At 36.8% G+C, this 25950-nt stretch carries 24 protein-coding genes; 13 read left to right on the top strand and 11 right to left on the bottom strand.

Annotated features, from left to right (window positions below):
• Positions 1-155: 155 nt before the first annotated feature.
• The 6 genes from M902_RS15260 to M902_RS15235 all read left to right on the top strand — a co-directional run bounded on the left by M902_RS15260 (position 156) and on the right by M902_RS15235 (position 6248).
• Positions 156-1757: an ABC transporter substrate-binding protein gene (locus M902_RS15260; protein WP_021267918.1), complete on the top strand. Its 1602-nt coding sequence runs from the start codon at positions 156-158 to the stop codon at positions 1755-1757.
• Between the two features lie 13 nt (positions 1758-1770).
• On the top strand, positions 1771-2796 hold the full coding sequence (locus M902_RS15255) for an ABC transporter permease (RefSeq protein ID WP_021267996.1): 1026 nt from the start codon (positions 1771-1773) through the stop codon (positions 2794-2796).
• Entirely contained in the window at positions 2796-3692 is an 897-nt protein-coding gene (locus tag M902_RS15250; RefSeq protein WP_021267859.1) for an ABC transporter permease, read from the top strand. Before M902_RS15255 ends, M902_RS15250 begins: the two co-directional genes overlap by 1 nt.
• Before the next feature lie 11 nt (positions 3693-3703).
• Complete coding sequence (locus tag M902_RS15245) at positions 3704-4666, top strand: ABC transporter ATP-binding protein (RefSeq protein ID WP_021268223.1); 963 nt, start codon at positions 3704-3706, stop codon at positions 4664-4666.
• Between the two features lie 16 nt (positions 4667-4682).
• Positions 4683-5624 carry an ABC transporter ATP-binding protein gene (locus M902_RS15240; protein WP_021268614.1) on the top strand — a complete coding sequence of 314 codons (942 nt, stop codon included), beginning with the start codon at positions 4683-4685 and terminating at the stop codon, positions 5622-5624.
• A gap of 120 nt (positions 5625-5744) precedes the next feature.
• On the top strand, positions 5745-6248 hold the full coding sequence (locus tag M902_RS15235) for a hypothetical protein (protein ID WP_021267969.1): 504 nt from the start codon (positions 5745-5747) through the stop codon (positions 6246-6248).
• Between the two features lie 62 nt (positions 6249-6310).
• Here the strand turns inward: M902_RS15235 and rpmG are convergent, their stop codons facing one another.
• Positions 6311-6487 (bottom strand): 50S ribosomal protein L33, encoded by a 177-nt coding sequence (rpmG, locus tag M902_RS15230; protein WP_021268365.1) that lies wholly within the window; start codon positions 6485-6487, stop codon positions 6311-6313.
• A gap of 126 nt (positions 6488-6613) precedes the next feature.
• On the opposite strand from rpmG, the gene M902_RS15225 reads away from it, so the two are divergent.
• Together M902_RS15225 and M902_RS15220 are read left to right on the top strand one after the other, a co-directional pair.
• Positions 6614-6910, top strand: a complete 297-nt coding sequence (locus M902_RS15225; protein ID WP_021268470.1) for a hypothetical protein — start codon at positions 6614-6616, stop codon at positions 6908-6910.
• A 123-nt stretch (positions 6911-7033) separates the two neighbouring features.
• On the top strand, positions 7034-7300 hold the full coding sequence (locus tag M902_RS15220) for a type B 50S ribosomal protein L31 (protein WP_021268340.1): 267 nt from the start codon (positions 7034-7036) through the stop codon (positions 7298-7300).
• A 56-nt stretch (positions 7301-7356) separates the two neighbouring features.
• Here the strand turns inward: M902_RS15220 and M902_RS15215 are convergent, their stop codons facing one another.
• Positions 7357-7941 carry a hypothetical protein gene (locus M902_RS15215; protein ID WP_021268481.1) on the bottom strand — a complete coding sequence of 195 codons (585 nt, stop codon included), beginning with the start codon at positions 7939-7941 and terminating at the stop codon, positions 7357-7359.
• Positions 7942-8177: 236 nt separating this feature from the next.
• Between M902_RS15215 and M902_RS15210 the strand changes: the two genes are divergently transcribed.
• Positions 8178-8603 (top strand): hypothetical protein, encoded by a 426-nt coding sequence (locus M902_RS15210; protein ID WP_021268155.1) that lies wholly within the window; start codon positions 8178-8180, stop codon positions 8601-8603.
• 29 nt (positions 8604-8632) lie between these two features.
• On the opposite strand, the gene M902_RS15205 is transcribed toward M902_RS15210, so the two are convergent.
• The 3 genes from M902_RS15205 to pyrE all read right to left on the bottom strand — a co-directional run bounded on the left by M902_RS15205 (position 8633) and on the right by pyrE (position 11767).
• A complete protein-coding gene (locus M902_RS15205) occupies positions 8633-9664 on the bottom strand; it encodes a small ribosomal subunit Rsm22 family protein (RefSeq protein ID WP_021268224.1) in 1032 nt (343 codons plus the stop codon).
• Between the two features lie 68 nt (positions 9665-9732).
• A complete protein-coding gene (locus M902_RS15200; protein ID WP_021267869.1) occupies positions 9733-11004 on the bottom strand; it encodes a citrate synthase in 1272 nt (423 codons plus the stop codon).
• Positions 11005-11134: 130 nt separating this feature from the next.
• Positions 11135-11767, bottom strand: coding sequence for an orotate phosphoribosyltransferase (pyrE, locus tag M902_RS15195; RefSeq protein WP_021268500.1), 633 nt, complete (start codon positions 11765-11767; stop codon positions 11135-11137).
• Positions 11768-11946: 179 nt separating this feature from the next.
• Between pyrE and M902_RS15190 the strand changes: the two genes are divergently transcribed.
• The 3 genes from M902_RS15190 (at position 11947) to M902_RS15180 (ending at position 15804) form a co-directional block, all read left to right on the top strand.
• Positions 11947-13311 (top strand): metal-dependent phosphohydrolase, encoded by a 1365-nt coding sequence (locus M902_RS15190; RefSeq protein WP_021268135.1) that lies wholly within the window; start codon positions 11947-11949, stop codon positions 13309-13311.
• Positions 13312-13442: 131 nt separating this feature from the next.
• On the top strand, positions 13443-13874 hold the full coding sequence (locus tag M902_RS15185) for a DUF3015 family protein (protein ID WP_021268283.1): 432 nt from the start codon (positions 13443-13445) through the stop codon (positions 13872-13874).
• A gap of 58 nt (positions 13875-13932) precedes the next feature.
• Positions 13933-15804 (top strand): DUF4105 domain-containing protein, encoded by a 1872-nt coding sequence (locus M902_RS15180; RefSeq protein ID WP_021268394.1) that lies wholly within the window; start codon positions 13933-13935, stop codon positions 15802-15804.
• 10 nt (positions 15805-15814) lie between these two features.
• Here the strand turns inward: M902_RS15180 and M902_RS15175 are convergent, their stop codons facing one another.
• Positions 15815-17167: a hypothetical protein gene (locus M902_RS15175; protein ID WP_021268643.1), complete on the bottom strand. Its 1353-nt coding sequence runs from the start codon at positions 17165-17167 to the stop codon at positions 15815-15817.
• An 81-nt stretch (positions 17168-17248) separates the two neighbouring features.
• Between M902_RS15175 and sfsA the strand changes: the two genes are divergently transcribed.
• On the top strand, positions 17249-18001 hold the full coding sequence (sfsA, locus tag M902_RS15170; RefSeq protein WP_021268553.1) for a DNA/RNA nuclease SfsA: 753 nt from the start codon (positions 17249-17251) through the stop codon (positions 17999-18001).
• Here sfsA and M902_RS15165 read toward each other — a convergent pair.
• From M902_RS15165 to dnaE, 5 genes are all read right to left on the bottom strand, one after another.
• Positions 17996-18817, bottom strand: a complete 822-nt coding sequence (locus tag M902_RS15165; protein ID WP_021268417.1) for a hypothetical protein — start codon at positions 18815-18817, stop codon at positions 17996-17998. The two genes, sfsA and M902_RS15165, sit on opposite strands and share 6 nt — an antisense overlap.
• 102 nt (positions 18818-18919) lie before the next feature.
• Positions 18920-19954, bottom strand: coding sequence for a quinone-dependent dihydroorotate dehydrogenase (locus M902_RS15160; protein WP_021267819.1), 1035 nt, complete (start codon positions 19952-19954; stop codon positions 18920-18922).
• Complete coding sequence (locus tag M902_RS15155; RefSeq protein WP_021267983.1) at positions 19954-20877, bottom strand: lipoprotein; 924 nt, start codon at positions 20875-20877, stop codon at positions 19954-19956. The genes M902_RS15160 and M902_RS15155 overlap by 1 nt, the downstream gene beginning before the upstream one ends.
• Entirely contained in the window at positions 20874-22271 is a 1398-nt protein-coding gene (locus tag M902_RS15150; protein ID WP_021268089.1) for a hypothetical protein, read from the bottom strand. Before M902_RS15150 ends, M902_RS15155 begins: the two co-directional genes overlap by 4 nt.
• Positions 22272-22307: 36 nt before the next feature.
• A complete protein-coding gene (dnaE, locus tag M902_RS15145; RefSeq protein WP_021268493.1) occupies positions 22308-25946 on the bottom strand; it encodes a DNA polymerase III subunit alpha in 3639 nt (1212 codons plus the stop codon).
• Between the last annotated feature and the right edge of the window lie 4 nt (positions 25947-25950).

Below are 25950 nucleotides of genomic sequence, written 5' to 3'. Positions count from 1 at the left end.
TAGAGGGTTCTTCTATTATTTTCTCCTCACAATTATCTAGTAAAAAGAAGTTATATTTAATCGAATTGCCGCTAGGCATTGTTTACGGGACCTTAAATGCTACGTATCATTTTGATTAAACAAAATTTAATTTATTTTAAGTAAGGGAGAGAAGAATGCTTAAAAGCTTAATGGCCGTACTAATGATGGCCACACTAGTTGTCTCATGTTCAGGAAAGAGCGGCGCCAATAAATCAACTTTTGTCTATTGTTCAGAGGGCTCTCCTTCTGGTTTTAATCCACAATTCTTAACAGATGGGCCTTCACATAATGCTGCAGTCTACCCTCTTTATAATCGACTTGTTAAATTTGAAACGGGATCGACCAATATCATACCTTCAATTGCTGAGAGCTGGACGATCTCTGATGATCAGCTAACTTATACTTTCAACATTCGTAAAGATATCAAGTTTCATACAACAAAAGAATTTAAGCCAACTCGTAATCTTGATGCCAGTGATGTCGTCTGGTCATTCAATCGAATGTTCAAAAAAGATCACCCATACCATAAAGTAAGTGGAGGAATCTATGAGTATTGGGATGGAATGGGAATGAGTAATATTATTAAGAGTATTGAGCAAACAGATAAGCATCAACTCCAAATTTCATTACACCACCCAGAAGCTCCCCTACTTGCAAATTTTGCCATGGCCTTCACTAGCGTTCTATCTCGCGAATATGGTGAAAAAATGTTGGCCGCACAAACTCCGGAGGTTCTGGATCGAAAGCCAGTTGGTACAGGACCATTTATTTTTAAGTCTTACCAAAAAGATACAATGATCCGCTATATTGCAAATGAGCAATACTTTAACGGTGTTCCAAAAATTAAGCGTATGGTTTTTTCTATCACACCAGATGCCTCTGTTAGAACGCAAAAACTTGTCGCCGGTGAATGTCACCTAGCAACTCAACCTGCACCAACTGATATTGCTGCACTTGATGCTAATAAAGACATTAATGTTCTTTCTGGCCCAGGGCTAAATGTTGGCTATCTTGCTCTTAATACACAGAAAAAGCCATTTGATAATATTCATGTAAGACGTGCCATTAACTATGCACTTAATCGCAAAACATATATTGAACCAATATATCTTGGATATGCAACAGTTGCTAAGAACCCAATGCCACCAACTATTTGGGGATATAATAGCGACATTAGAGATTATGATTACAATATTGAGATGGCCAAAGAAGAGTTAAAAAAAGCAGGACTCGCCGATGGCTTCAGTACAACTCTTTGGACCCTTCCTGTTTCTCGTCCCTATAATCCAAATGGAAAAAAGATGGGTGAACTTATGCAAGAAGACCTTGCAAAGATTGGTATTAAGGTTGAGCTAGTCACTTACGACTGGCCAACTTACCTTAAGAAGGCCCATGCAGGCGAACACGCAATGCTACAAATGGGTTGGACTGGTGATAATGGTGACCCTGATAATTTTCTCTATATGCTTCTAAGTTGTGAAGGTGCGAAGGCCGGATCAAATTATGCTAACTGGTGTAATAAAGATTATGACCGCGAAGTTATTGCGGCCAAGCGTCTAAGCGGTAAGAAAGAACGTGCGGCCCACTACATGAAGGCGCAAGAAGTATTCAAAAAACAAGTTCCTTGGATCACTTTATTCCACTCAACTGTACACCGTGCAATGAGAAGTAATGTGAAGGGATATAAGATTCACCCACTAGGAAATGATATCTTTGATAAAGTTTCACTAGAGTAATTTAGATTAATATATGAAAAAATTCTTAAAAAAACGCTTTCTACAGCTAATCCCTACACTCATTGGGATTAGCTTATTTTCTTTTATTGTCGTGCGCTTAGTTCCAGGTGACCCAGTTCTACTTTTACTAGGTGAACGCGGAGCTGATCCAAAAGTCTATGCGGCCATGCAAAAAACCTTAGGTCTTGATCGTCCAATCTTAGAACAGTACTTCATTTATATGAAAAATATTTTCACTGGTGATTTTGGAATCTCCATTGTAACAAAACAAACTGTTACCAATGAATTCTTTTCACGATTTCCTGCAACCTTGGAGCTTGGAATTTGTGCCATGATCTTTGCTATCTTAATAGGAATACCGGCCGGTGTTTATGCTGCCTTAAAACGCAACTCTTTCATGGATTACCTCCTAATGGGTACTTCACTCGTTGGCTATTCAATGCCTATTTTTTGGTGGGGATTAATTCTTATCATTATCTTTTCAGTTAATATGGGAATCACACCAGTATCTGGTAGAATGGATGTTCTCTTTGACGTACCTAGAGTTACAGGTTTGATGTTAATCGATACACTAAATCCAGAGGTAATTTCTTTTGATGGATTTGCACCTTTTAGCTCTGCACTAAAACACCTCATTCTTCCAACAATTGCCATGGGGACAATTCCTCTTGCCGTTATATCTCGAATGACGAGATCAAGTGTCCTTGAAGTATTAAAAGCACCTTATATTCAAACGGCCAAGGCCAAGGGACAAAGCTATCAAAAAATCGTTTGGAAGCACGCTGTACGCAATGCTCTGATTCCTATTGTAACGGTAATTGGCCTTCTTTTTGGAAGTATCATCACTGGCGCTATCCTAACGGAGACAATCTTTTCTTGGCCAGGAATTGGACGCTGGCTTGTGGCAAGTATTCACGCCCGCGACTACCCAGTTATCCAAGGCGGAATTCTCTTTATTGCTCTGATGGTTATTTTCATAAATATGTGTGTGGATATTATCTACTCAATTGTTAATCCAAAAATCTCAGGTTCTAAATAATGGAAGTGCAAAACACTCAAAATTCAAATGTAACAAATATTCAAATTTTAAAAGAATTTATTGATCACTTCAGCGATAATAAAGGTGCGGTCTTTGGGCTCGCTCTTGTTTTAGGCTTTATTATTATCGCACTTCTTGCTCCTTTAATTGCCCCACACGGAGCAAGTGAGATCTTCCCTGGTCAATTACGTCTTCCTCCCTTTTGGGCAAATGATGGCTCATTCCAATTCATCTTAGGAACAGATGACCTAGGTCGAGATGTCTTCAGTCGTCTGATCTACGGTGCTCAAGTTTCACTCTTTGTTGGTATTTCAATTGTTCTAATCTCAACACTAGTAGGAACAATGCTAGGCCTTATAGCCGGATATTTTGGCGGTAAAACGGATGCCGTTATTATGCGATTTATTGACATCCTAATGGCCTATCCAAGTATTTTGCTTGCCATCATTGTTGTTTCAGTTATTGGACCTGGCCTTATGAATGCAGTTTTTGCTGTTGCTCTTGTGAGCATCCCATCATTTACACGTCTTATTCGTGCAAATGTTTTAGAGATTAAAAACCTTCAGTACGTACAAGCAGCAAAAACATTTGGAGCCTCTCCTATTCGCATCATGCTTAAAGAAATTTTACCAAACTGCATGGCCACATTAATTGTTCAAGTAACTCTTGGCCTATCAGAAGGGATTCTCTCTACTGCGGCACTAGGTTTCCTAGGACTTGGAGTCCAGGCTCCTACACCAGAATGGGGAATTATGCTAAGTGATGCAAGGCCTTATATTCAAAGTGCTCCTTGGCTTGTGACACTACCTGGTCTTTGTATTCTGGCAGTTGTATTGGGACTAAACCTTTTTGGTGACGGTCTTAGAGATGCACTCGACCCTAAACTTAAACGATAAAGAAATAAAATATGAGCTTATTAAAAGTAAAAAATCTAAATATACAATTTAAAACCAAAAAAGGACTCATTCATGCTGTCCGAAATGTTTCATTTGAAGTTGAAGCAAGTGAGACACTAGGAATTGTTGGAGAATCGGGCTGTGGAAAGAGTATCACGAATATGGCGATCATGGGTCTTCTTGATGACAACGCCGTTGTAACAGCAGATGAGTTAAGCTTTAATGGCGTTGATCTGCAAAAGCTTAACGAGAAATCATGGCAACAAATTCGCGGTGGAGATATCAGTATGATTTTCCAAGATGCCATGAGTAGTCTTAACCCATGCTATACAGTTGAAAATCAAATTGAAGAAGTTCTACTGATTCACGAACCAAAGCTTTCAAAACAAGAACGAAAAGATCGTGTTGAAAGACTACTCGTCCAAGTTGGAATTCCTGCACCAAAAGAGCGTATGAAGGCCTACCCACATGAACTCTCAGGAGGGATGGCCCAAAGAGTAATGATTGCCATGGCCATCGCCTCTGGCCCAAAACTTTTAATTGCGGATGAGCCAACGACGGCCCTTGATGTTACTGTTCAACAACAAGTCCTCGAACTCTTAGATGAAATTCAAAAAGAAACTGGTATGGCAGTTATTTTTATTTCTCACGACCTTGCGGTTGTTAAGGACTTCACACAAAACTTACAGGTAATGTATGCAGGAGAAGTAATTGAAAAAGGGCCAACTATGGCCGTGATTAACTCTCCTCGACATCCTTATACATCAGGGCTTCTTAAATCAATTCCATCATTTTCGAATGATATAGACGCTCCCCTTTACTCAATAAAAGGAATAGTACCAGATTTAGGAAATCGCCCTACTGGTTGCCAATTTAGAAAGCGTTGTGAATATGCGACTAAGCAATGTGAAACAAGGCCAAAACTTGTCATTCATGACGATCGCTCCCTTCGTTGTATTCACCCATTAAATTAAGAATTAGGTATAAATTATGATCAATACGATTACAGTAAATAATTTAAAGAAACACTATCCTGTTGGGACGAAATTCGTCAAGGCCATTGATGGACTTAGCTTCACACTACAAGAAAGAACGACACTTGGAATTGTTGGTGAATCCGGCTGTGGAAAGTCGACTCTTGCTAAGTGCCTTATGGCACTTGAGCAATTAACTGATGGGAGTATTACAATTGGTGGAAAAGATTTCTCAACTCTTTCATCAAAAGAATTATATAAGTCCATCCAAATGGTTTTTCAAAATCCTCTTGAATCACTTAATCCAAGAAAGAAGGCCTGGGAGATTATTGCAGACCCACTTCTTATTAATGAAAAGGTAACTAAGAAAGAAGCTTTTGAGCGCGCCTGTGACCTAATGGAAACAGTAGGCCTTCGTCGAGCTCATGCTCACAAATACCCTCATATGTTTAGTGGAGGACAGCGCCAAAGAATTGGAATAGCCAGAGCACTTATCTTAAAACCAAAAGTTTTAATTCTCGATGAGCCGGTATCCGCTCTTGATGTTTCAGTTCAGGCACAAGTTCTAAACCTATTAAGAGAACTTCAAAAAGAGTTTAATCTTACTTATATTTTTATTTCACACGATCTATCTGTTGTTCGTTATATCGCAGATAAAGTTCTTGTCATGTATCTTGGAAAAGTTTGTGAATATGGAAAGAGTGACGTAATTTTTAATACTCCTCAGCACCCATACACAAAAACACTTTTAAAGTCGGCCCATGCTGTTGAAAGTGAAATAATAAAAGCATTTCCTCCGCTTAAGAATGTGGAACTTCCCTCACCTCTTAATCCACCAACAGGATGTAATTTCCATACCCGTTGCCCTCTTGCGGTTGATCACTGTAAGAGTAAAGCTCCTGAGTGTCGCCATATTGATTGCAGAGATGTCTTTTGCCACGAAGTCATTGAAAAATAGAACGAGTGCCTCTCCACTTACGGGCCACAGGGGTACTCACTGTGAAACCTTTACAATAGTTTTTACTTGGCCGAGAAAATCTGCTAAATCTCCATAAACATAAAAATCTAAGGAGAGAAGATGTACAAAGTTATAGTACTTCTAACACTAACAACCAGTGTATTTGCAAATTTTTGTGCAGAGGAGGCCATATTTAACCCAAATTGGCCTAAGAACATAATTTCAAATGTTATTAAGTGTAATCGCGTGAATGCCAAATCATATGTTCTTGAAGAAAATATGCTACTTGGTGAAGTCGCTTGTTTTGGAATTATAAAGAATCAATTCTCAGACTATAAGAATACAACTTATAAAGTATCTTTCTGGAATACTGAAAAGAATTACGAAGGATTAAATATTATCCCAACAATTCTTGAAAACGGTAGAATGTTTGAAAAAGCGAAGGTTGTAGTAAACGATAATGGAGAAACACACCTCTCTTTTAGAGATCCAAGTCGTGGTTATACTACTGAAGTTGACTTCAACCTAGATAATCCATCAACAATGAAAGTCCATGTCTTTAATAAGAAATTCTTTTCAAAAAAATCAGTTGAAACAGCTGAATACGAATGTGATTTTGAATAATAAGTCATAAAAAAAGCCTCGCATTGCGAGGCTTTTTTTATATTTAAATTTGATAAATCAAATTATTTAATTTCTTTGTGAAGTGTATGCTTTCTTAAGAAAGGATTGTACTTCTTAACTTCAAGTCTCTCTGGGTGAGTCTTTTTGTTTTTAGTCGTTGTGTAACGAGATGGAGTTTGTCCATTCTTTCTCGCTTCTGTACACTCAAGTGTAATGATAACTCTTGGCCCCTTTGCCATAACTGCCTCCTAAAATATATAAAACCTTAAAATTGTTTTCTCTAATTGATACAAATTACAATTCGTAGGTTAGAAACTTACTAGAAATACATTGTCATGGCAAGGGCCAACTGCTAAAAATACAGCATGGAAACACAAAATCTTGTAAATCTAAAGAACTGGAACTTCGCTCACTTTAATAGCGAGCACTTTAAGTCATTCATTGGTATGACTGGAGATATCCAGGAGGTAGACGGACAAATGAAAGAGCTTATCCTCTACTCAGTTACCGTTGTTGACGGTGAGGATATGGAGGTATTCCAACGAGATTTCAACTCCTTAAAAAGCGCTATAGACTTTATCAATGAAAAATATGGACATTGGCAATTCAATGATCCAACCGACAAGTCAGGTGGAGGTTGCGGTTCTTGTAGCGCTCACTAGGAAGTACTGGAAGCACTACATTAGATCTTGACAAATGGTCCTATATGGGCGAAATTGCTCAAATCTCTAATTAATACTAAATCAGCATTGTACCAAGCAATGCAAAAGATAACGAGGTTTAAAATGAAAAAAGGTATTCACCCAGAGTACAGAGACGTTCTTTTCCACGACATCTCTGCAGACACTAAATTTGTAGTAAAATCAACAATCAAAGCTGATTCAGAAGAAGAGTTTGATGGGAAAACTTACCCATACGTAAAGCTTGATATCTCAAGCCTTTCTCACCCATTCTATACTGGGAAAACTAAAGTTCTTGATACTGAAGGTCGTATTGACAAGTTCAGAAAGAAATTTGGTACTTCTTACGCTTCACTTGGGAAGAAAAAGTAATTATCGAATTAAATTTTTCGAATATAAAAGAAGCCTCGCAATGCGAGGCTTTTTTTTTAGATACCTGTACAGTGTGAGTAGTATACATCAAATGAAATATTTGGATCATAACCATATGGTGAAGTCCAATTTGATCCGTTATAAATATTGATCCTACTCGTCGGTAAGTAACCAGGAGTCGTTATAGACATCGAAAAATCACCACCAACCCCATCAACAATAAGATAATAAGTTTTCCCTACCTGAAACGGAACAGGAGAAGAAAAGTAAAGATCATGCTCAGTCGCGGGGTCAGCACTCCCCAGGCCACTAGTCAAAGTAGCTGCTCCTACAAGTGTTCCATCATCAGGGGTATGTGAATGTGACTCTTCAATGTCTTTATAAACCTTAACACTAACAGAAGATAGATTCTCTGAAGACATAAAGAGCCTGATACGATCCATATAAACAGTTGCCCCGATTATACCGTTCATCGATAACTCCTGAGCAACTCGCTGGCCAGCTGTAATATTTATCGTTGAGCCAGGACCTGATATATCTTCACCTGTTGGACAATAAGCTAGTGCTGTATCTAAATCGTCCTCAGACACACAACTAGTTATAGTAGTAAGAATAAATAATAGTATGATAATTTTCTTCAAGACCTCTCCCCTTTATCATAGTCAATCACTCGAATACTACTCGGTTTAACTAAATAAAAAGATGAGAAGAAAAACTTATAACATACTGATATTATTAAACATACCAGAGTGGAGATATTATAAAATTGAATGATTATGTAACTAAGCTTAAGGAATTATCTACAAAAAAATTTGGCTCATTCATGCTCATAAGCTTATTCCATGTTAAAATTTTAAAATATAAAGACAGGACTTCTATGCGTAAGATTTTATTTCTCTTAATTTTTCTACTATCAAATTCGGCATTGGCAAACCTTGATAATAAGATCAATTATATCGCCGACATTCTTATCAAAGAACAATACTTAATCAACGATTCAAAAGAGCGTGCTGATTTTGTTAAAAGACAATTGATAGAAAAGTCTGCCAAGAGTTTGGATAATAAGAAACTCGAAAAAATTATTGATGACAATACAAGCTTCGTTGATATCAAAGAAGAAATCAAAAAGCGTATAAAGGCCAATTACACTGAAGAAGAAGTTAATCGACTTATGGCCATTCTCGAAACGAAAGAGATGAGAAAACTAGCTAAAGATGTTCTCTCTAAAGTTTTAACGATGCCACACTTCAAAATGGATAAAGAAAAAATTATCTACGAAGTCAAAGAGTTAAAAAATAAATAATGGGGCAGTCTAACCAAGTCTCAACTCCCCTATTCGAAACCTTCAACTTCAATAGTCTTAACTCGAACAGTAGAGTTTTCAAGTTCTTTATCAACTGTATAACGCACGCAAATACCAGAAGAGATTTCTTCTAGTTGTTTGACAACTTTCTTTTTAAAGAGCTTCTTTGGTACTTCCAAAGTATGTGACTTATTATTTTCATCACAGACATCCCAAAGAAATGCATGCTTAATATTCTTTTTTAGACGGATGATTCTAGCTTTTCCGGCCTTTTGCTCAACATGTTCAAGTGCATAGAAGTGGATTGTTGCAGGCATGACCTTACGGTCTAGCTTTGCAACTTGGGATAGAGACTCAAGTTCAAAATCTAGTGATGTTTTAATTGATTGGTGGCACCAATCATCAATGCCTACAAGAGGACAAGTCCCCTGTCCCATGCAAGGATATTGAATTTTATAATCAATAAGAAGAAGTTTCTTTCGAAGAGCAAGCAGGTCTTTGAAAACATCCTTTGTTCCTGGCTCAATACAGATAATGAACTTAGGATTATAACGTTTAATGATTTTAAAGGCAGCTGGCATTCCCATCTCATTAATCGAGTTTCCAAAAATAAGAGTCCTTGGCGCATCATCAACATTTGGAAGTGTCTGAGAAAAACTAATTTTAGAGTTTTGAAAATACTCATCATTTAGCTTATTTGCTTGGTCAATCATTAGCTTCGATTCATCGACTCCCGTAAATGAAAGAGCATCTGAAAATAACTCACTGGCCGCAAAGGCATAAGTTCCTGGCCCTGTTCCAATATCGAGGATATGAGTTTTTGAGATTTCAGTCTTCATCTGCTCACTTAAATGCTCTACTAGGAATTCAAGCTTCAGAGCATTTGTAGGAAAGTAAAATGATGTATAAGCACTGATTAAATCTTCATCTGAGTAATTATTCTTAAGCTTAGTACGCTCACTTGTAAATTGAGTTGATTGAGTCCCAATAAGTTTTGCAAGCTGTTGCTTATTAAGATTTGGATTTAAAAGACTCTTTAAAATTTTATCGTATTCAAACATTCCTACTTCCTAAAAAAAAGGCCCAAGAAGTCCTTGGGCCTAAATTAAATATGCTTTAAAAGATTATACTATCTTTTTTCTGGCGCTACGTAATCTCTTTCATTCTCACCCATGTAAACCTGACGTGGACGTGAAATACGTACACCATCTTCTCTAAGCTCTTTCCACTGAGATAGCCAACCTGGAAGACGTCCTAATACGAACATTGCTGTAAACATATTAGTTGGAATACCAAGTGCCTTGTAGATGATACCTGAGTAGAAGTCTACGTTTGGATATAGGTTACGTTTAACAAAGTACTCATCTTTAAGAGCAACTTCTTCAAGACCTTTTGCAATGTCAAGAAGAGGGTCTTGAATATCAAGCTTTTCAAGAATTGTGTCACATGCTTTTTTAATGATTTTTGCACGTGGATCAAAATTCTTGTAAACACGGTGACCAAATCCCATAAGACGGAATGGATCTTCCTTGTCTTTCGCTTTTTCGATGAATTTTTGGTAATCACCGCCATCTTTTCTAATTTCTTCAAGCATCTCAAGTACAGCTTGGTTTGCTCCACCGTGTAATTGTCCCCAAAGAGCTGTAACACCAGCTGCAATTGAAGCAAATACGTTAGCATGAGATGAACCAACAACTCTTACAGTTGATGCTGAACAGTTTTGTTCGTGGTCTGCGTGTAGAATTAATAAAGTATCAAGAGCATCTGCTACATCTTTATCAACTTCACCATCAAACATTAAATTTAAGAAGTCTGATGAGTAATCAAGCTTAGCGTTTGAAGCTAGAGGGCTTTTTCCCATCGTCTTGCGATAGAATTGCGCCATCATAACTTTAACTTGTCCCATCAGTTGAACAATTGCTTTGTTCTTGATTTCTTCTGTTGCTTCTGGATCTAAGAACTCTGGGTAGAAACCACTTAGAGATGAGATCGCAGCAGCTAGAACACCCATAGGGTGAGCAGAACCAGGGAATTGGTCAATGATTTTCTCAACACCACCTGGCAGCTTGCTATTAGCAGAAATTTCTTTATTGAACGTATCTAGTTCTTTAACAGTAGGAAGCTTTCCATTGTAAAGAAGGTATGAAACTTCAGCAAAGTTTGAAGATTCAGCAAGTTGTTCAATTGGGTAACCACGGTATCTTAGAATACCCTTTTCTCCGTCTAAGAAAGTAATCTTCGACGTACATGATCCTGTGTTAACAAAACCAATATCTAAAGTAATTGCACCTGTTTGTGCTCTTAGCTTTGAGATGTCTAAAGCGACTTCGTTTTCAGTTCCTTTAATCACAGGAACTTCAATAGTTTGACCATTGATTTCAATTTTTGCACTATCGGCCATTTTATTCCTCCAAAATTTAAGTTGGATATAACTTAAATACGTTTAAAAATACGAATTAAATTAAATAGATACATATCTTTTTTTGCTAAATCTGTCGACACGTCTTGCGTCTAAAATGCACAGCATTCCATTAATTTTCCCAATTATCTGGGTCTTGCTGCCATTTCATAAGAAGGGCGTGGCCTCTTACTTCGATCAATTTTTGCGACAAACAAATATCGGCTAATTGATTCAGATTTATTAAAGAAAAAATCTCAATTCCTAGCTCTTTGGCAACTCTTTTGGCATTGGGAGTTTGGTAGTCAACCAAACACAGCACAGAGTCTACCACATGGCCCTGCTCGCGAATAAGCTTAATGACTTTTTCAATACTTGAGCCTTGATTAACGAGGTCTTCCACTAAAAGTAGTTTACTATTTTCGCCAACTTTTCCTTCCACTACTTTACCAGTGCCATGGGCCTTCGGCTTTGAGCGAACATAATTCATTGGCTCACCTCGATGATATGCTAATGCTGCTGCGTGAGATATTCCAGCAGTTGCAACACCAGTGATAAAGTCATAAGAAAGTTGATTTTCATCAATTTGCTCACACATTAATTCAATAGCAAGCTTCCACATTTTTGGATCTGAAGACATAAGACGATTGTCGCAATAAATAGGCCCTGTTTTACCAGAAGCGTACTTAAATGGATTTTGTGGAGAAATTTTAATTAAGCCAAATTTTATCATCTCTTTTACAAGAGCGACTGTCTTTTCTGTCATGCTAACCCCTTTAAAATAGTTTAAACAAATTTATCCATCTTAAAAAGTCGAATTCTTGTATAATTACCAATTGTTTGCTTATTTTTTTTACTAACTAAATTTTATTATTTCAATAACTTACCGATGTAGAGGGTATATTTTAAAGAGTTGATTATTTAGTTGATTTAAGGAGTACGTTTTTGAAAGCATTATATATTTGTGATGAGAAAGATGAATGGGGATATATTAGAGATTCGTTCTCTAATTGCTTTCCAAATATCCAACTTCATTGCGCAATAAGTGGAGATGACGCAATAGACCTTTTAAGTTTTGAAGGTCCATTTGCCATGATCATTATAGAAGTCTCTCTTAAAAACGAAGACCCTTCTCAGCTAGCAGGAAAAATACTTTCTATTACCGGTCAAAGGCCATTTATTTTTATTGGCATGGAAGCAATGATCAAACAAAGAATTCCTGATGCTCTATATGCACGAAGTGAATCAAGCTCGGCCCTTTTGCGCCCAATTGAAGAAGCAGACTTTATGACTGCGGTGAACAAGGCACTAGCTTGGGTAAAAAGTGAAGACTTTGGCTCAAGCATTGAAGAGTTCGAGGATGAAGACTTACTTCCAATGAAAATTCGTGGTTTTTATCTATTTGATACCATCGCCTATGATGTCTACTTAGAGTTAACACAAACAAAGTATACGAAGATCATTTCAGCAAATAAGAAGTATTCTCATTCAACAATCCACTCTTATGCACGAAAGAATATTAAAGTTCTCTATTTAAAGAAGAATGATTATTTAAAATTTCTAGAAGAAGGAATCGAGAATCTTCTTAGAGTATTTGAAAGTAGAAAGAAACTACAGGACTCAGAAGTTATTGAGAACCAAATTAAGGCGGTTCTTCTTATTCATCAATATGTAAAAACAGTTGGTGTCTCAGAGAATGTCATCAAGTTATGTGATGAAGTTATTCTTTGCAGTCGCGACATTATTCTTGAGAATAAGAAGTATCGTAATGTTCTTTCATTATTTCCAAAAGGGCCATTCGATGTTGCAACCCAGTCGATTATGACACTTTATTTATCTCACTTTATACTCCAAGCACTTGGATGGGCCTCCGAAACTTCTAAAAAGAAGCTTGGACTTGCTTCTCTTCTGTATGACTCAATGCTGGATAACGAAGACCTTGCTTCAATTCAATCCCTTGAGGACCCACAGCTTAAAATGTTTAAAGAAAGTGAGCAGGAAAATTATCGCATACACCCTATTAAGGCCGCTGAAATTGCACAACATTTCACAGGCTATCCTGAAGCTGACTTTGTCGTGGCCCAACACCACGAAAGACCTAAGGGTGATGGCTTTCCTCACAAGTTAAGTACAAATAAACTGACGGCCCACTCATGTGCATTTATTTTAGCAAATAACTATATTTTAAAGTTATGTACGAGCACTGGTGGAAAAAAGAATTTATTAAATATATTTCGAGAGATTAAGGAAGTTTATAATCAAGGTAACTTTAAAGATCCACTTAATGCTCTACAAAGGACGATTCTGTAAATTAAAAATTTCTTAAAAAATGGAGAAGTTTTACTCACTTAAAAACGAGCTAACTTTAATTTACATTCATCCTTAGTCAACTAAACTCTTTATATTGTTTTACAAACATCTCAATATTAAGGAGTTTATTGATGAAAAAACTATTATGCGCGGCACTTTTTACTGTTCTTACTTCTTCAGCAATTGCAGCTCACGGACCAGCGGGGTGTGGTCTTGGTGCCGTAATTTTCGAAGGTAAGTCAGGACTAGCTCTTAACGTACTAGCAGCAACAACAAACGGTATCTTTGGTAACCAGACGTTTGCAATGTCAACTGGTACTCTTGGTTGTGAAGATGCAAAATCAGCACGAGTATCTGCAATATCTTTTATTGAAAACAATATGATTGCTCTTTCAAGCGATATTGCACGTGGAGAGGGAGAAAGCCTTGATGCATATCTCGCACTAGTAGATGCTCCAACAGCGAACAAAGCTAGCCTTAAGCAAAACTTTGATATGATTTTTGCACAAAATACTGACGCTCAAGCAATTCACAATAATATCCAATCTGTATTAGCAATGTAATCTTATCGCCTACAGCTTAGGCTGTAGGCTTTATTTCGTACGCCAGAGTTGATTTAGAATGAAATATATAATTACTGCAACACTACTCGTCCTACTCTTTGGACAAAAATCTTACGCAAAGTTTGCGCCTCATCACTTGGACTCTTTTTCAAAATCGAAAAAGTGGTTGAAGCTTATCCGATATGAAAAAGGACTCCTAGGTTACAAATCCCTTGTGAAGGCAGATGAGTACTTCCTCTCTAAACAGGGAAAAACTTCTCCTCTTCAAGAGTTAAAAAAATCAATTTCAAGCATTCAATCTGTTGAAGTCGAAGACATGAATAATCACCCTAAATGTCTCTTCCCTGCAAGATTTTTGCTTTTAAAAGAACATCGATTAATTAAACAGTCTCTCAATTTAAATGACTGTCCTGCTTATCAAGCATATATTAAGAAAATAGATATATCATCTGTATCAATTATTTTTTCTTCATACTTTATTGAGAAACCAGCTTCAACCTTTGGCCACACTTTCTTTCGTGTTCGATCAAAATCTTCGAAGGGGCAAGATAATGACCTATTAGATTACGGAGTCGATTTTAGCGCTAAGGTTGATACCGTGAATCCTCTTGTCTATGGTTACAAAGGAATTTTTGGTGGGTTTAAGGGCATGTATGCAATGATGCCATATTATGTGAAGGTTAAAGAATATAATAATATGGAATCGAGAGACCTTTGGGATTATGAATTAAACCTAGACAAAAATGATCTCATTTATTTTCAGGCCCACCTCTTTGAAATGAATAGGGCCTATTTTGACTACCTCTACTTTACGAAAAACTGCTCTTATCATATCTTGGCATTTGTAGATGCCATAAAAACAGACTGGAAACTAATCGATAATCTTGATACCACAGTACCACCTGTCGATACGATCTATGCTCTCTTTGAACAAGACAATATCGTAAAAAATATTAAAGTTAGACCTGCTTCTTATACAAAATTAAAAGCAAGATATAATGAGATGATTCCGGAACAAGTTGAACTCTTTAAAAAGCTTGTAAAGAATACAAAAAACATTAGCAGTATCAATGATAATCCAAAAGAGCTTTTTGTCTTAGACACTTACAATCTCTATATAGATTTTAAGAATGCTGATGTTGATGCAACAAAGTCCTTAAAGAACAAAGAAAAGCAAGAGTATCGTAATAAGAAGTTTCGTATCAATAGTAAGCGTGCAAAGCTTGCATCAAACTCACAAGAAATTAACTATGAATTTCTTATGCCAAAGTCCCCTGATAAGGGCCACCACACAAATCAGATCACTCTAGGTTCTAGTTTTGATACACATGGAGAATACCTAAACTTCGAATTTCGTGGTGCTCTTCACAATACACTTGATCTGCAAGATGGCTATCTCCCAATGTCTACAACAGAACTCGTTAATCTAAAGCTAGATTACAATCGCTATCAAGAAAACCGTCTTAGATTAGTAGATGCAAAGCTTGCCCGCATTGAGGCCTTAAGGCCAGTTAGTGTCTTTGCAAAGAAGCTTAGCTGGCAATTTGGATTTGGTTTTGCAGAGAGTTTTACATATCAAAGCCGCACACTAAATCCATATCTCGATTTTGACCTTGGCTACACTTTTGGAACTGAAACATTTGCAATTGCCGCATTTATCGCTACTCAAAACTCTTATGTCTACGAGTCAGAGTATGACTACTCTCTAAGTTATGGACCAAAGCTAAGATTCATCTATTCAGGCAAGTATTTTTCATGGCAAGGAAGTTACCAGTACGTCTTTAGAAATCATTTAAACTTAAATAAGCTTCATGAATGGAATACTGAGGCAAGGTTTCATGTCACTAAAAATATTAGCTTAAAGATTTCTTATGAATACTACGATAGTATTTATCACAGAGCGATGGCAGGAATAAATTACTTTTACTAATCAATACTAGTTAAATTTTAATCGTTGCCAGTGTTTCAATAATTTTCTTATACGTATGCTTAGTAAATCGCTCACGTAATTTAGTGATCACATCTTCAACATTGATTTTCTGACGGTCCTCAATTCGTTGATATATTTCTTCTGTGAATGCTTCGGCAATAATTAAAACTTTAGCAAGTGGAGAGATATCATCTTTAAAACTTGTGGCAAAACCTAGGCCATTTGAAGTTCCATGATGCTGCATAATAATAACATCAGCACCTAGTGGACAGGAAGGATAGCGCCTAATAGCATCTGCTGCCTCAGCAGCATGGTTAATAATAATCTCCTTATCCTCTTCAGAAACTTGAGGATCGAAGATAATTTTATCTTCATACATAAGATCAGGATATTTCTTATAGACTTGAACAAGGTACATATCATGAAAGTAGAGAACAAATTTTAATTTTTCTTTATGAGCAGGGCCACCCCATTCAACATTCTCTAGGATATGTGAAGAAACATAACCTGCAATAATCGAGTGGCTATAAAGGAAGCCTGACTTTAGAGCAGCTAGATCTTTTAAAATAGACTTTAGATCTGGCACACTATCAATAACTTCTTCCATTGTGTCCATACACATTTGAGATAATTGGACAACTTCTTTAGTCACTCCCTCATCTTCAAATAATTGTTCAGCAATGGCATCAATACTTTGCTCTACAAAGTGAAGAGACTCTTGTTGCGGTGTTTCTGGTGTTACTTTTTTCATACTTTCAATGAGTAGTTCAGTAACTCTTTTCGTAAACGCAAAACGCTCTCTTGAAGGAATAAGAAGATGTGAAACATTCTGATCCAAAAACTCTCTTACCTTGGGCCAAACATCACTGTCTGTGTCATAGATCTTAGTTGGAGTTTTAATACCATCATTTTCCAGCATATAGTATGTGTCACAAAAGGCTTTATTAAATGGAAAGAAAAGACGAATTGGCATTTCATATAACTCTTCAGTTACAACGGCCAAAACTTCTTTTGGTGTAATTTTCAAGCATTCAAAAATATTTTGTAAAATTCCTGGAATATCAAATTGATTTTTTACGACATAATTCTCATCTGGAATAAGATCCCCTTCTCCAATAACAATTGAAGGGATATCACGATCATTTTCGATTAGATTATGAAAGGCCAAAAGAGCGGTATCCTCATCTCCAATGGATGCCATTGTTACGAGCAAATCAATTGAAACCTCTGTGTTTTCGATGTGCTTGAGGGCCTCATCTAATGAAGACGTAAAAATTAAATTCAACTCAGTATATGTCTTGAGATTTACACTATAGATTGCATTTAAAACTTCATTGTCACAAATAACTAAAGCGGTTTTCACAAAGTCCTCTTAAAATGATATTGTATTGCTAATTGTAACATATAATTACAGATGCTTAGCAACATACACACAAGGAAAAATATGCAATTTAAAGAGAAAGAATTGGTTTTAGGAACAATTATTGAACGCTATAAACGATTTTTATTAGACTTTAAATTGGATAAAAACTTTAAAGAGTTCAAGACTACGGATGTCTTAACGGCCCATCTCGCTAACACTGGAAGTATGAAGACATGTTGGGAGCCAGACTGGAAAGTTCTTATGACTCATTCCGATGATCCAAAAAGAAAACTAAAATTTTCTGCCCAAATGATATCTAATAATGAAACTTGGATTATGGTTAATACTGGACTGACAAATAAAATTGTTCAAGAGGGCCTTGAATTAGGAAAATTTAAAGAGCTTAAAGGTTATAAATACTTTAAGAGTGAAGTTAAAATAGGAAAAAGTAGAATTGACTTTCTCTTAAGCAATAAAGAGGTTGATAAGAAAGATCTACAGCTTGAAGACGCAAGTTTTAAGTATAATTTTGTTGAAGTAAAGAATGTTACATTAAAAGTTGGTGAACAAGCTCAATTTCCAGATGCAGTTTCAACTCGTGGACAAAAGCATCTTGAAGAACTTATGGCATTAAAAGAACAAGGTCATGAGGCAACAATGCTCTATATTATTTCACGTGAAGATGTTAAAAGCTTTAATGTTAGTGAAGTTGATATGGAATACAAGAAATTGCTAATTAAGGCCAAAGAAGTCGGGGTACAAATACTCGCCTATCAACTAAGTTTAAATGAAAAAGAAATAGCAATTGCAAAGAAATTGAAAGTTGTCCTATAAATTAGTGGATTCAAACTTTTCAATATGATTAGAGAGCTGAGAATAAACAAGACTCTCATTAGGAATCTTTGTCAGAAGTTGATTAAACTTCTGTAGATTATCTTTATTAATAAATCGGTAAAGCTCTTTTGTAATCAGAGAGTTCTCGTTACTACGACTAGAAGCTAAAACCATTACAATTTGATCACTTACCTTATCTTTAAAATCTTTAGATCCTGCATACTTTTCTAGTTCTAAAATAATGAGTGAATGAAGATCTTTCCCATACACCCCTTGAGATAACTGAATAAGAGCATTCAAAGATCTTAGATCACTCTTTTGTGTACTTAATAGTAGAACGAGGTTCTTCTTTAAATCTTCATTTCCAAGATCAATAAAGTCTAGAGCTGTTGTAATAATTGAATGAGAACGAAAGCCTCTTTTTAACGTGAAATTATATAGCTGATTAATATTTTCGTTAATCTTAGCTGTGACAAAATCCCCATATTTATCATAATTTTCAGAAACATCTTCACTTGTGAAATACTCCTGACAAATATTTCGCATACAACCTTTAAGCTTCGACAGGGACTCTTCATAAGATTTATATATATGCATATCCTCAACCCTTCTCTTTTTTAGAGCGCGGGCCGTAACGTCATCAGACAAGGATGCAATAGAGCGTTTAACAAAATCAGGAGAGCGATCAACATGTTTATAAGGGTTCGCACCACTACCAAGCTCTTGCTTAAGAGTACTTTCAATATCACTACTCGTGAAAAATACAAATGCACTTAATGATGCAATAACGACAGTATGAACTAAGCCTTTAATCATTTCTATCCTTAAATGTTTAACCAACCTTTTTACTCTTTTCGGTTAATATCAGGAAAGATTAAGTTTTACTTTTAGTTCATAAGTAAATTTAAAGACTTATAATTAATTTATATGATGATAGTGCTCGATTAATTGTTCAATACAATTAAAACCCTTTAGTTCCATATCCTTTAAGATGGCCTTATTAAGATCTTGTAAAAGCTTCGGCCCTTGAAAAACAAATGCAGAATAGACTTGTAAGAACTTCCCACCATCACACCAGTAATCCATAACATCTTCATATGATGAAAATCCACCTACGCCAATGAATTCTAAGTTTGGATAGTCTTTCATTTTAGTAAGACAGGCCTTTCGAATATCACGGGCCTTATTAAGTAAGAGCTTACCAGATATACCGCCAACACCTCGTTCCTGCATAATCGTCGTATTAGTAGCAATGATACCAGTAAGTTTATAGTCGTTGGCCACTTTGATAATACTATCAATCTCATCTTCATCGATATCAGGAGAGATTTTTAAATAGAGATCGACCTCGCCTTCTTTTCGTTCAAGAGCTGAAAAAATCTTTTCTAAAGATTCACGAGTTTGATGAGAGCGAAGTCCAGGAGTATTAGGAGAAGAAACATTAATGACAATATAGTCAGCTAGTTCTTTAAAATCTTGATATAATGATGCGTAGTCTTCGTAAGCAAGCTCATCAGGAGTATCCTTGTTCTTTCCAATATTCACTCCCAATGGGATTGAACGTTGGGCCAAGCGAACTTGATTCTTAAGAAACTCTCCACCTTCATTATTAAAACCCATACAGTTACGTATCGACTCCTCTTCTATATAGCGAAAGAGTCTTGGCCTTGGATTTCCGGCCTGAGCTCTAGGAGTAACTGTTCCAACTTCCACGGCACCAAACCCAAGGTTTGAAAGAAATTGGTAGCCTCGGCAGTTCTTATCAAGACCTGCAGCAAGTCCGATGGGAGTTGCCCAGATATTATTACCTATTTTCAATTTTAAATTATTACGACGATAGCTTGGAAAAATTTCTGAGATAACTGGAAACTTTTCCATAAGATCAATCGTTAAGTCGTGTGCATCTTCTGCATCGAGCTTAAATAAGAAATTGCGTGCAAGAGAGTAAATCATTAGTACAACTTAACAAAGTCACCTTCGTGAACAGAGCCTCCAGAATGTAAGATACCAATTGAAGCATCGGCACCAATAAAGTCCACAACCTCAATTGTTCCCTTAATCTCTCCTTTAGAAACCCCGATGAGTGCCCCAGTTTCAGGATCATAAATATCAACACCTTCAGTTACAACTTTTAAAACGTCACCAATATTAAGCCCTGAATCACGTCCAGCATTTATATAGATATTATTTCCAATGATTTTTGCAACACGGCCTATCCACTCTAGTTTTTGGGCAGTATCAAGAATTCTTGGGATTGATTTTCTAACAGATACCTTTGTTACATAACGAAGAAGATCTTGGCGATACTTTGATTGAGAATTTCGATCAGATTTAAAAAAGCGGTAGCTATTATCATCAGCATAACCATCAAGAGTATCTGTATATATTTCTTTATTTGAATTTACATCATAAATTCTTATTTCAACTTTAGCTTCACTGTAGCTCTTTGTACTTCTTACAAATCCAACCTCATCAGATTTCTCTCTAACTCTGGCCTCAATAATACGTCCAAAAACGACAAAATTTACACCTTCGCCTTTGGCCTTTCTTGTCATCTGTACAAGCTTAGATCCACCTTGAGAATAAACTTGCTTTGATGAACCAAATAATCTTGCCGACATAGGATCAACAATAAATTGTCCCGTCTTTTGAAGTTCACGGCGTAATTCTTCTGTCGCTACAACACCTAGGTCTTGCCCTCCAAACGGAGATTCATTAAAGAAAGTTAATAGTGCAACTTTCTTCTTAACACCTGTAAAGTGTTGACGTTGGGTCGTTCTTTCTTTTCTTCCGTGATAGTCTCTTCTTTGCGTAGGAGCTAGAAGAGAACACGATGTTGTAATAATCAGTAAAATTGGCAATAAATACTTAATCATAAATTCTTGGCCTTCGTGGCTTCTTTATTTTCTTTAATAACTTTTCCATTCTCATCAACATGAATAATATTGAAGACAAATGGTAGATTCTCGTCTCTTTTAATTAAAGCCTGTTCTGACAGTTTTGTATTTGAAAACTTTTTCAAAACATCCATGGCCTTATCCTTATCACCAGAGAATGTGATACTAATACTTACGACATTTTGAAGAGTCGAAGTAATTTGTGGGTCAAAGAAGTAAACAACACCTTCTTCTTTAAGCATACCTGCAAAGTCAAAGGCTTCATTAATATTATGAGTATTTCTTAAAACGATATCAAAAGAATTCTTTACAGAGACCTTCTCCTTGATAGTCCTCTTTAGGCCCTTCATTTCTGATATTGGTAGTTGATAAACAAAACTCGCAATATCTGAACTTTGCTTATGTGGATCGACTGTTGAATACTGTTGTCCTTTGGCATCAAAATCTTTGAAGTTTACAATTGTTCCATCACGAAGATCCGTTAAAACAATTCCTCCATAAGTTTGAATATTGATTTGCTTTTGCTTTTCATCCTTAAACTCTTTCTCAAGAACAATATCAAGAGTTAGCATAAGTGAATTTCTTAACTCTTCTTGACGAGTCCCTAAAATTTCACCTTCACTTGAGCGTAAAGCAGAAAGAGGCTTCTTTAAATGCTCAAATATTTCTTGTCTTGTCGAAGGGTTAACAATCTCAATTCCTTCAAGAAAAACACCACCTACATTTCCAGTTAGTTCTTTAATCCAGTGATCTTCAACAACATCTGTAAATTTGGACTGAGAGCTTACTCCCACTTCTTCCCAAGTAAGGTCTTTAAGCTTATAATTGATATTTAAGTATAATTTAGTAAAACTTCTTGTCTTTCCTTGCCCGATATAGCGGTAATAAATCTCAGAAACAAGTTTGCGATCAACCTTTGCATCAATATTGTAGTAGTGAGTATCAGCACGGGATAATGACTTAGACATTTTCTTAACGGTATAAGAAGAGATGATTGAGTTAAACCCACCAAATGAAGCACGAGCATTTAATCTCTTATTTCTTAGGCCTCTTTCATACCTTTCAAGGGCACTACCAGTTAGAGAGACAGGATTTCCTTCATCATCCACTGCGCCTGTTTGGCGATCATATGTTTCTTTAATTGGAGCAAAGTATTCTTCAAATTGCGTTTCGTAATTCTGCCAGAATGTCTTAGCGTCTAGACCTAGTTTTTCAAGTTCTGAATCGAGAACATTTCTAACAGCGTTGGCGTAAAGTTGCTCTTTAATAAAAGATAAAGAGTCACCTGTTTTTGATGTGAACTGACCTCTTGCACTTACAGATGCTGCAAGAGTATTTGTTGCTAAAAATAGCAATAATATTAGTTTCTTCATTATCCATCCCTAGATTTAAATATATCTTAAAGTATTTTACCCTACATCGCTGATTTTTCCATCAATAATAAACTTCACCGCGTCTGCATCAAAAATTTCATTAATTTTTGCTGCCATTTGTGGCGTTGGGTTTACTAGATAGTCACTTCCTAGTGGCATTCTCGCTCTCCCCGAATCATGTTCAAAAATAATATGAAGTGGAACAGTTCCCCTATGACCTAAAATCGTCTGCTTAAGACGGTTTAGACGGCCTTCATTTAAAGAAGTCATAGGAACATTAAGACGAACAGATGACACTCTTTCCTCGGCCTGCTCTTTAAGCTTTTGAATCTTTGACGGGAAGAATTTTCGCGGTTCCTCGGCCAAATTTACCTGTCCAGTCATAATGATTGGATCATCACTTAATAGAATCTCTTCATATTGAACAAAAGTTTTTGGAAAAACAATACACTCAATCTTACCTGACAAGTCTTCTAGGGTAGCAAAACACATGCGATCCCCTTTCTTTGTCATAATCGGCTTTCTTTCAACGATCATCCCAGCAAGAACCATATCTCTTTTTGATGTACCATCAATATCTTGAATTTGCCCAATAGGCATTGAGGCCATCTGCTCAATGACTCCCTGGTAACGATCAAGAGGGTGACCTGAAACATAAACTCCGATTAATTCAGCTTCGTAAAGAAGCTTTTCTCTATCGTCCCAATCGGCCGTGTATTCAATATCGAGTTGGTTTGCTCCCGTATCCTCAGACCCTTCGGCCATATCAAAGAGGTTAGTCTGCCCCATCTCTTTTTCTTTTTGGCGCTTACTTGCGTAAGCAACAACCATTTCCATATTTTCAAGCATAGTGCGACGGTTTAATTCTTTTTCACAACCATCGAATCCACCTACGCGAATTAATGCTTCAACTGTTCTCTTATTAACTTGTCTAAGGTTTACTCGCTCACAGAAATCAATGAAGCCAACAAATGGCCCATTTTCTGTTCGCTCACGAACAATCTCTTCAACCGCACCTTCTCCAACACCTTTAATAGCACCCATACCAAAACGAAGGTTGCCATCAACAACGTTAAATAACCAAAGAGATTCATTCACACATGGAGCAAGAACTTCAATATCGTGATTTCTTGCATCGTTAATAATTGTCGTGATCTTATCTGTATTAGAAAGTTCCGTACTTAATAGACCTGCATAAAACTCTGGAGGGTAATAAGTTTTTAAGAAAGCTGTTTGATATGCAATATATGAATAAGCAACGGCGTGAGATTTGTTGAAACCATATTCCGCAAATTTCGCCATCTGATCATAGAGAGTTTCTGCAATCTTAAGATCGTAGTCTCTCTCTTTTGCACCATCTAAGAAGATTTGCTTATGGCGCTCCATCTCCTTAAGCTTCTTTTTCCCCATTGCCTTACGAAGCATATCCGCTTGTCCAAGAGAGTATCCTGCAACCTTACGAGCGATATTCATTACCTGCTCTTGGTAAATAATGATCCCGTAAGTATCGTTTAGAATAGGCTTTAGATCTTCAAATGGATAAGTTTCTTCCTTGCGCCCGTGCTTGATTTCAACGAACTCATCATGCATTCCCGATCCCATTGGACCTGGACGATAAAGGGCGTTGATGGCCGTAATATCATCTAGAGTATCCGGTGAAATACGACGACATAAATCCTGCATCCCTGAAGATTCCAGCTGGAAGACACCAATTGTATCCCCTTCAGAAATTAAGTCATAAACTTTCTCATCCTCGTAATCAATGGCCTCAATATCAAAGTCTGGCATATAGTCACGCTTAATAAAATCAGAAGCGTAATCAATTACAGTTAGAGTCTTTAGCCCAAGGAAGTCAAATTTTACAAGACCAATAAGTTCTGAAAAGTCCTTATCAAATTGAACAACCTTTTCTCCCTTTGCACCTTTAAAAAGTGGACAGTAATTTACAAGTGGCTCAGAGGTAATGATAACTCCAGCCGCGTGAATACCAGCGTGACGATAAAGACCCTCAAGTCTTTTTGAAATAGTAAAGATTTGACGAATCTTAGGATCTGTTTCAATTAACTCCTGAAGCTTCGGCTCCATTTCAATTGCTTTATCAAGTGTGATTCCAATTTCATCTGGGATAAGTTTTGAAATCATATTTGCTTCAGCAAATGTTAAGTCGTAAACACGAGCAACGTCTTTTACAACGGCCTTTGCTTGCAGCTTACCAAAGGTAATGATCTGCCCTACTTTATCTTCCCCGTATTTTTGCGTTACATATTCAATAACTCGCTGTCGTCCTGCTTGACAGAAATCGACGTCAAAGTCAGGCATTGAGATACGCTCAGGGTTAATGAAACGCTCAAAGAGTAGATTATATGGAAGTGGGTTAATATTTGTAATAGTTAGTGCATAGGCAACCAGAGAACCTGCTCCGGAACCACGTCCAGGACCAACAGGAATTCCATTATCTTTTGACCACTGAATGAAGTCCGCAACGATCAGGAAGTAACCAACGAATCCCATTTGCATAATGAGATCCATTTCATATTGAAGACGCTCATAGTACTTTGGCTTTTGTTCTTCCCAATCAGGTTGATTAACAATATTTCTAAATTGTGGCCCATCAAAACGAGCCTGCAGTCCTTCCTTTGTTACGCGAACAAAGTAATCATCAAGTGATTCATCTGTATCGATTTCATAATCTGGAAGGTGATAAATTTGATTCCCTTTCTCATCAGTCCAAGAAAGTTCTACATTACACTTATCTGCAATCTCAAGAGTGTTATCACATGCATCTGGCGCATAGTGGAAGGCAGCTCTCATTTCTTCTGGGGACTTATAATAGAATTCTTGCGACGTCATACGCATACGATTTTCATCTGCGTAAGTCTTTCCTGTTTGAATACAAAGAAGAACTTCCTGAGCAGTCGCATCTTCAGGAGTCATATAGTGTGAATCATTAGTTGCCACAAGTTTAATATTATTCTTGCGTGCAAACTCAATAACTTTCTCATTTACAATTTTTTGTTCCGGAATTCCATTTTCTTGAATCTCAAGATAGAAGTCATCAGGGCCAAAGATATCGCTTAACTTTTCAATCGCACGAATGGCCTTATCATCTTGGCCGGTAAAAAAGTTGTAGCCAACCTCTCCCTTTAGACAAGCTGTCGTACAAATTAAACCTTCCGAGTATTCACGAAGTAGTTCAACATCGGCACGAGGCTTATAATAGAACCCCTCAAGATAAGCTTTTGAAAGTAACTTACATAAGTTTTGGTAACCAGTATTATTTTTTGCAAGAAGAATTAAATGGTGAATTTGTCTTGAAGATTCTTCAGCATCTTGCGAGCTTATATTTGCAGACTTTCTGGCCGCACGACGATCAAAACGAGAACCAGGTGTAAAGTAAATTTCAGAACCAAGGATTGGTTTAATCCCAGCGTCTTTACATCGAGTGTAGAAGTCAATGGCACCAAACATATTCCCATGATCAGTTTGAGCAATTGCCGGAACCCCAAGCTTTTGTGCTTCAGGAATAAGATCCTTTAATCTAATTGCTCCATCAAGGAGAGAGTATTGCGTATGTAAGTGTAGATGGACAAAGCTATCTGGGTGCGTTTCTTTAAGTGGCCTTTGTACTTCTGCTTCAGTAGTATCATTCGTTTCGACGTTACTATCTTGTTCCATGAAT

Source organism: Bacteriovorax sp. BAL6_X (genome assembly GCF_000443995.1).
In the GTDB taxonomy this organism is placed as follows: Bacteria; Bdellovibrionota; Bacteriovoracia; order Bacteriovoracales; family Bacteriovoracaceae; genus Halobacteriovorax_A.
This window is presented reverse-complemented; position numbering and strand designations above follow the sequence as displayed.

Coding starts and splice junctions, on each gene's coding strand:
- M902_RS15260 (WP_021267918.1), top strand. CDS start 156: ATGCTTAAAAGCTTAATGGCCGTACTAATGATGGCCACACTAGTTGTC.
- M902_RS15255 (WP_021267996.1), top strand. CDS start 1,771: ATGAAAAAATTCTTAAAAAAACGCTTTCTACAGCTAATCCCTACACTC.
- M902_RS15250 (WP_021267859.1), top strand. CDS start 2,796: ATGGAAGTGCAAAACACTCAAAATTCAAATGTAACAAATATTCAAATT.
- M902_RS15245 (WP_021268223.1), top strand. CDS start 3,704: ATGAGCTTATTAAAAGTAAAAAATCTAAATATACAATTTAAAACCAAA.
- M902_RS15240 (WP_021268614.1), top strand. CDS start 4,683: ATGATCAATACGATTACAGTAAATAATTTAAAGAAACACTATCCTGTT.
- M902_RS15235 (WP_021267969.1), top strand. CDS start 5,745: ATGTACAAAGTTATAGTACTTCTAACACTAACAACCAGTGTATTTGCA.
- rpmG (WP_021268365.1), bottom strand. CDS start 6,487: ATGGCAAAGGGGCCAAGAGTTATCATTACACTTGAGTGTACAGAAGCG.
- M902_RS15225 (WP_021268470.1), top strand. CDS start 6,614: ATGGAAACACAAAATCTTGTAAATCTAAAGAACTGGAACTTCGCTCAC.
- M902_RS15220 (WP_021268340.1), top strand. CDS start 7,034: ATGAAAAAAGGTATTCACCCAGAGTACAGAGACGTTCTTTTCCACGAC.
- M902_RS15210 (WP_021268155.1), top strand. CDS start 8,178: ATGCGTAAGATTTTATTTCTCTTAATTTTTCTACTATCAAATTCGGCA.
- M902_RS15205 (WP_021268224.1), bottom strand. CDS start 9,664: ATGTTTGAATACGATAAAATTTTAAAGAGTCTTTTAAATCCAAATCTT.
- M902_RS15200 (WP_021267869.1), bottom strand. CDS start 11,004: ATGGCCGATAGTGCAAAAATTGAAATCAATGGTCAAACTATTGAAGTT.
- pyrE (WP_021268500.1), bottom strand. CDS start 11,767: ATGACAGAAAAGACAGTCGCTCTTGTAAAAGAGATGATAAAATTTGGC.
- M902_RS15185 (WP_021268283.1), top strand. CDS start 13,443: ATGAAAAAACTATTATGCGCGGCACTTTTTACTGTTCTTACTTCTTCA.
- M902_RS15180 (WP_021268394.1), top strand. CDS start 13,933: ATGAAATATATAATTACTGCAACACTACTCGTCCTACTCTTTGGACAA.
- sfsA (WP_021268553.1), top strand. CDS start 17,249: ATGCAATTTAAAGAGAAAGAATTGGTTTTAGGAACAATTATTGAACGC.
- M902_RS15165 (WP_021268417.1), bottom strand. CDS start 18,817: ATGATTAAAGGCTTAGTTCATACTGTCGTTATTGCATCATTAAGTGCA.
- M902_RS15160 (WP_021267819.1), bottom strand. CDS start 19,954: ATGATTTACTCTCTTGCACGCAATTTCTTATTTAAGCTCGATGCAGAA.
- M902_RS15155 (WP_021267983.1), bottom strand. CDS start 20,877: ATGATTAAGTATTTATTGCCAATTTTACTGATTATTACAACATCGTGT.
- M902_RS15150 (WP_021268089.1), bottom strand. CDS start 22,271: ATGAAGAAACTAATATTATTGCTATTTTTAGCAACAAATACTCTTGCA.
- dnaE (WP_021268493.1), bottom strand. CDS start 25,946: ATGGAACAAGATAGTAACGTCGAAACGAATGATACTACTGAAGCAGAA.